This is a genomic window from Acinetobacter lwoffii (assembly GCF_022967985.1).
Lineage (GTDB): Bacteria > Pseudomonadota > Gammaproteobacteria > Pseudomonadales > Moraxellaceae > Acinetobacter.
Map to the genome: position 1 here is coordinate 1 of NZ_JALJVC010000042.1, position 7165 is coordinate 7165.

The window sequence follows — 7165 nt, forward strand, 5'->3', positions numbered from 1 at the left end:
GTTCATCTATACTCCATGTAATTTTGGGAGCATGGGCTGTAGTATTTCTAAATGTTCCAAATATGCCTTTGAGTAAATGCATAAAACCATTCTGTTCACTCTGATAGCTCGGTGTGGTTAAATTATTTAAGGCTAAATAAGGCACTTTATTTTTATACGAAAAAGCTTGATCAACTAATTCAGCTCCATCAGAAGTTAGATTCGTTTTAAGTCTGATTTTCTCAGCAATACTTTTAGTAGCTTCAAATACTGCATGAAAATAGTTATCTACAAGTAATTCTGCTTTGCAGAAAGTAAGTACATCAGGATGAATTTTTCTATCTAATAATGATTTTCTTAAATTTTTTGCTCGTGCTTCAGCCTCACTGAAAGTTTGAACTTTTTCAGCGTACTTGATTTCTCCACTTTCTGTTAATTCAAAACCTTCGAAAGATAAAGCAAAATTTAAATCATTTCTTATGTATTCAAACCACTCCTTCCTATTTATGTGTCTCGATGGGCGCATAACGTGCTTTATAAAAGCTAAAATATGATTTGAGCAACGGTCATTGTGTTGTTTGCTATTTAAAGCTTCGTATAGACGTTTCCATTTGGTGATATTCGGTTGAAGGTCAGGGATATGACATTCTGCTAGATATTTGCCTATCTCAGTTCCAGAAAGTCCATCATTCGTTTCACCGAGAATTTTACATATTGACTCTAAACTTCCTGAATCTAGAATTTTTATGATAGCCATTATTTAATGTTCAATTTTTAGTATTTATTCATTTTAAGTAATTGTTTTATTTATATCAATTAATCCCTCCCAATCTCCCTTTAAAAAGGGAGGAGCTATCACGTAATCAATTTGATCCGTGAAATCCCCCTCTTTGAAAAAGAGGGGTTAGGGGAGATTAAAAGATTCAAAACAAAAAATCCCCTCACTCGAGGGGACTTTTTATTCCCCCTTTAGTAAAGGAGGCTAGGGGGATTAAGTGGTTATTAAACCACAGAATCATCCAAATTCGGTGCTAACCAACGTTTCGCTTCATCTAACGTCCAACCTTTACGCTTCGCATAATCTTCCAACTGGTCGCCAGAGATTTTACCCACGTTAAAGTATTCAGTTTCAGGGTTTGCATAATAGAAACCGCTCACTGATGAAGGTGGCCACATCGCAAAGCTCGTCGTCAAGTACGTACCAATCTTGTCGGTTGTACCTAACCAATCAAAGAGTGGTGCTTTTTCAGAATGCTCAGGACAAGCAGGATAACCTGGTGCAGGACGAATACCGACATACTTTTCTTTAATTAAATCTTCATTTGATAAAGCTTCGTCTGCTTGATAGCCCCAGAACTCTTTACGAATACGCTCGTGTAAATGCTCTGCAAATGCTTCGGCAAAACGGTCACCCAAGGCTTGAACCATAATCGCATTATAGTCATCACCTTTGGCTTTGTATTCTTGCGAAAGTTCTTCCGCACCAAAAATCGACACGGTAAAGCCACCCAAGTAATCCTGAGCCACATCTTTTGGCGCAACAAAGTCTGCCAAAGAGTAGTTCGCTTTACCTGTCACTTTGTCAGACTGCTGACGTAAGTGCTCGAAGCTGTGGGTTACATTACCCGCTTCATCTGCAACGGCAACTGTATCTGCTGCTACACGGTTTGCAGGATAAATACTAAACGTCGCACGCGCATCAAAACGTTTATTCTCGATGATGTCTTTCAGCATTGCTTGTGCTTGTTCATACAAGTCACGTGCTGCTTCACCCACCACTTCATCTTCAAGGATTTTCGGGAATTTACCCGCAAGGCTCCATGAAATAAAGAACGGTGTCCAGTCAAAATATTCCACCAAAGCTTCAAGCGGATAATTTGTGAAAGTTTCAGATCCAATGAAGTTTGGTTTAACCGGTGCATTCTTGTCGAAATCGATCTTGAAGCCGTTTTCGACTGACTCTTGATAAGACAATTTCGCCGCTTTCGGTTGTTTGTTCGCAAGACGGGTACGAATTTTTTCATAATCCGCTGCATAGTCAGCCAGCAATTTTGGCTTCATCTCAGGAGAGAGCAACTGCGTTGCTACACCCACGGCCCGTGAAGCATCTGCGGTATAAAGCACGCCATCATTATGATATTGCGGTGAGATTTTCACGGCGGTATGCGCTTTAGAAGTCGTCGCACCACCAATCATTAACGGAATGTTAAAGCCTTTGCGCTGCATTTCTTTGGCAACAAAGACCATCTCATCTAATGAAGGTGTGATCAGACCAGACAAACCGATGATATCGACTTTTTCATCAATCGCAGTTTGTAGAATCTTTTCGCATGGCACCATCACGCCCAGATCCACGATGTCATAACCGTTACAGCCTAATACTACGCCAACGATGTTTTTACCGATGTCGTGTACGTCGCCTTTCACCGTAGCCAGCAGGATTTTACCTTTTGCTTCGGCTTGGGTTTTCTCAGCTTCAATGAACGGGTTCAACCACGCTACAGCCTGTTTCATCACGCGTGCAGATTTGACTACTTGTGGCAAGAACATTTTACCGGCACCGAACAGATCGCCGACTACGTTCATACCCGCCATCAATGGACCTTCAATCACATCCAGTGGACGTGTAGAGTTTAAACGCGCTTCTTCGGTATCCTGGTCAATATAAGTCGTGATACCTTTTACCAATGCATATTCAAGACGTTTTTCAACAGACTCATTACGCCATTCAAGGTTTTCTTCAGCTTTTTGCGTACCACTTTGACCACGGTATTTTTCAGCAACAGCAAGCAGTTTTTCGGTTGCTTCCTGACCACTTTCACCCTGGTTCTGGTTTAAAACAACATCTTCAACGGCTTCTTTCAATTCTTTATCGATGTCATCGTAAATCGCCATCTGACCGGCATTTACAATACCCATGGTCATGCCTTGTTGAATGGCATGGTACAGGAACACCGAGTGAATCGCTTCACGCACCGGTTCGTTACCACGGAACGAGAACGATACGTTCGATACACCACCAGAAATCATCGCATTTGGCAGGTTCTGTTTAATCCAGCCAGTCGCTTCAATAAAGTCCACACCATAGTTGTTGTGTTCTTCAATACCGGTCGCAATCGCAAAGACGTTCGGGTCAAAGATGATATCTTCAGAGGGGAAGCCCACTTCATTCACAAGAACATCATATGAACGTTTGCAGATTTCTTTTTTGCGCGCAGCTGTATCGGCCTGACCATCTTCATCAAATGCCATCACGATGACCGCAGCACCATATTGACGGCAGAGGCGGGCACGTTCGACAAACTCGTCATGACCTTCTTTCAGGGAAATCGAGTTCACCACGGCTTTACCTTGCACACATTTCAGGCCCGCTTCGATAATCTCCCATTTAGAAGAATCCAGCATGATGGGCACACGTGAAATATCTGGCTCAGAAGCAATCAGATTCAGGAAATGCACCATCGCACCTTGCGAATCGAGCATGCCTTCATCCATGTTGATGTCGATGATCTGCGCACCGGCTTCAACCTGTTGACGGGCAACATCAAGTGCTTCGGCGAAGTTTTCTTCACGAATCAGACGCAGGAATTTTTTCGAACCGGTGACGTTGGTACGTTCACCGACGTTCACAAACAGTGAATCTTTGGTGATGTTAAATGGCTCTAAACCACTTAAACGACAAGCCGGTTCAATTTCAGGAATTTGGCGAGGGGTAATGCCTGCAACAGCATTTGCAATCGCGCGGATATGATCCGGCGTAGTGCCACAGCAACCACCGGTAATATTAATTAAGCCACTTTCAGCAAATTCTTTAATAAATGCTGCAGTTTCTTCCGGCGTTTCATCATAACCACCAAAGGCATTTGGCAAACCAGCGTTTGGATGCGCTGAAACAAAGGTATCGGCAACGTCAGAAACGGTTTTCACGTGTGGGCGCATCGCATCTGCACCAAGCGCACAGTTAAAGCCGATAGATAACGGCTCTGCATGGCGCATCGAGTTCCAGAAGGCTTCAGCGGTTTGACCAGTCAATGTACGACCTGATGCATCCGTGATCGTACCTGAAATCATGATTGGCAGTTCATAGCCCAATTCTTTAAAGACTTCTTTCACCGCAAAGATGGCAGCTTTGGCATTCAAGGTATCGAACACAGTTTCGATCAGGATGATGTCTGCACCACCTTCGATCAAGGCTTTGGTTGATTCAATATAGTCAACTTTGAGCGCATCAAAAGTGATGTTACGGAATGCCGGATCATTTACGTTTGGAGAAATAGAAGTGGTACGCGATGTCGGACCAATCACACCTGCCACAAAGCGTGGTTTTTCAGGCGTTGAATATTTGGCACAGGCTTCTTTGGCCAGACGTGCTGCTTCACGGTTAATCTCGGGAACCAGATCTTCCATGTGGTAATCCGACATTGAAACGCGGGTACCGTTAAAGGTGTTGGTTTCAATAATGTCGGCGCCAGCTTCCAAGTAAGCTTCATGAATGCCTTGAATAATTTGTGGCTGAGTGAGCACCAGCAAATCATTATTGCCTTTGAGATCATAGGCCCAGTCAGCAAAACGCTCACCACGATAATCGGCTTCTTCCAGTTTATGGCGCTGGATCATGGTACCCATCGCACCATCGATAATTAAAATTCTTTTGGCAAGAAGTTCTTTTAAAGTGGTAAGTGTAGACATTCAAACTTTCTCAGCAGAAATCAAAAAAAACGACGCTAATCTTAGCAGATTAGTTGGCTGATTTCTGCTGAGATTGCTCAGAATGATGGATAAGCATGATATGAAAATTTGATAAGTCATCTAGAAAAACAACAAGTTTTAACATCCGGATCAGAAAATAATGCAATCTCGAATCTGATTCGATGCCTTACAGACAAAAAACAGGATCAGAAAATTAAGCTGATGCTTTCATTCATGAAATTGTCATATTGATGGCTTATGCTGTGCAAATGAAACTTTTGCTCTGCTTGATGACAGGTAGGGCATGAATCGTTTTGGTAGCAAAATATGTGCGGTTGCTAAGCTTAAATAAGCTGGAATCCTCTCTTAAGTAATTGATTTATAAAATCAAAATCTAGTGTTTTAGTCGGAATTAAACAGGACGAATAGCAGCAAGAAAATCCAAATAATTGCTTCATATGACAGCAGTTTGTCATATAATTGTCACAATTTAACTGAACAATATGGGGATTCTTGAATCCTCTATTCCTGCTTGCATGAATCCTAATCAAACTCCCGTAGATTCAGCACACGGGTCGGCTTCCCAAAAGTCGACCAATGTTCATGTGCCAACACCGAAATTTTTTATGCCGGTGTTCCTGACTCTTATTATCACTACGCTGATTTATATCGGCTTTCAGTTGTCTGCAGATTTAGCGCATGTACCGGCCTTAGGCTTGTATTCAGTTATTTTGTTAGCGACGGCACTTTTTATTGCGTTGAGCTTTGAGTTCGTCAATGGCTTCCACGATACCGCCAATGCAGTTGCCACGGTCATTTATACCAACGCACTTTCTGCTCCCGTCGCAGTGATGTGGGCCGGCTTCTGTAACTTCCTTGGAGTTATGGTGGCCAGTGGTGCGGTCGCTTACGGCATTATTGCGTTATTGCCGGTCGAGCTGATCATGAATGTCGGCTCCGGAGCAGGCTTTGCCATGGTCTTTGCCATGCTGATCGCGGCAATTCTCTGGAATCTGGGAACCTGGTTCCTCGGTATTCCGGCATCCAGTTCACATACCCTGATCGGTTCGATTCTGGGTGTGGGCATCATGAACTATATTCTGAATGCCGGTACTGGCGCTTCAGGTATAGACATGGAGCAGGTGATGAAAGTCGGTAAGGCGCTGTTATTCTCGCCTTTAATCGGTTTTGCATTTGCTGCGATTGTGTTCCTGCTGGTGAAAAAAATCTTCAAGCGTCAACTGGAATTGTTCCAGCCACCTGAAGGTAACAAGCCACCGCCACCATTGATTCGTGCCATGCTGATCTTTACCTGTACTGGGGTGAGCTTTGCCCATGGTTCAAATGACGGTCAAAAAGGTATGGGCCTGATCATGCTGATTCTGATCGGCTGTGTACCGTTGGCGTACTCGCTGAACAAGAATCTGGATGCACAACATATTCAATCTTTTGGTCAGTTATCTGCACAAACAGCGGATGTGATCTATCCAAATCATCAGGATATTCCGGATGAACAAGCCCGTGATGTGATCACCAAATACATTCAGACCAAGGAAATTACCCCTGAAGTCGTGCCTGCATTGGCAAGCTTGACGGATCATCTGGGTGAGAAAGTCGGTAGCTATACCAGCATTAAGGATGTTCCTGAAGCTCAAGTATCTGAATTCCGTAATGACATGTATCTGAGCACTACAGCATTTAAGCGTCTGGATAAAGCAGAAGCTTTACCGGCAATGAGTGCTGCGCAGGAAAAAACAGTGGATGAATACCGTGACAATCTGGATTCATTCCTGCAATACATCCCGACCTGGGTAAAAGTGGCGACAGCCTTGGCACTCGGTCTGGGTACGATGGTCGGCTGGAAGCGTATTGTCGTGACTGTCGGTGAGCGTATTGGTAAACAGCATATGACTTATGGTCAGGGTATGTCTGCCGAACTTGTTGCGATGTCGACCATTGCGGCGGCAGATGGCTTTGGTATGCCGGTATCCACTACCCATGTATTGAACTCTGCAGTAGCAGGTACCATGGTGGCGAACAAGTCAGGTCTGAACTTCCAGATGGTGAAAACTATTCTGTCTGCTTGGATATTTACCTTGCCAGCAACGATCTGCCTGTCAGGCGGTTTGTATTGGGTACTGTTAAAAGTGTTCTAAGTTATTTAGACATAAAAAAAGCTGCTCTAGAGCAGCTTTTTTTATGGGTGGAAGAAAAATTAAGGATGTAAAAGAGGAATCTAAATTACGATTAAGGCGACAGGGATGTCGCCGTTAGGCTGTGATATAGGGACATATCATCAGCTTAACAAAAGATTTTTGTTACTTTTGATCTTTCAAAAGTAAAGAAAAAAAGAAGCTATAAAATAGATCAACTTAAATCTGCCCAAAGCACATTCATAAGAATTTGAATGATTGAAAGCCTAAATTAACCTCTCCCTAACCCTCTCCTAGAAGGAGAGGGAACGCCCATTTTCAATTAAAGTTCTCTCTGCTTTAGG

Annotated in this window: 3 protein-coding genes; 1 reads left to right on the forward strand and 2 read right to left on the reverse strand. The window is 43.3% G+C overall.

Annotated features, from left to right (window positions below; genetic code table 11):
• Together MWG72_RS15225 and metH are read right to left on the reverse strand one after the other, a co-directional pair.
• Nucleotides 1-736: TIGR02391 family protein (locus MWG72_RS15225; protein ID WP_247144414.1), on the reverse strand; the 736-nt coding region annotated here is incomplete at its 3' end.
• Nucleotides 737-981: 245 nt separating this feature from the next.
• Nucleotides 982-4668, reverse strand: a complete 3687-nt coding sequence (gene metH, locus MWG72_RS15230) for a methionine synthase (protein ID WP_247144415.1) — start codon at nucleotides 4666-4668, stop codon at nucleotides 982-984.
• 536 nt (nucleotides 4669-5204) lie between these two features.
• On the opposite strand from metH, the gene MWG72_RS15235 reads away from it, so the two are divergent.
• Nucleotides 5205-6824 (forward strand): inorganic phosphate transporter, encoded by a 1620-nt coding sequence (locus MWG72_RS15235; RefSeq protein ID WP_044111639.1) that lies wholly within the window; start codon nucleotides 5205-5207, stop codon nucleotides 6822-6824.
• The last annotated feature ends 341 nt before the right edge of the window (nucleotides 6825-7165 follow it).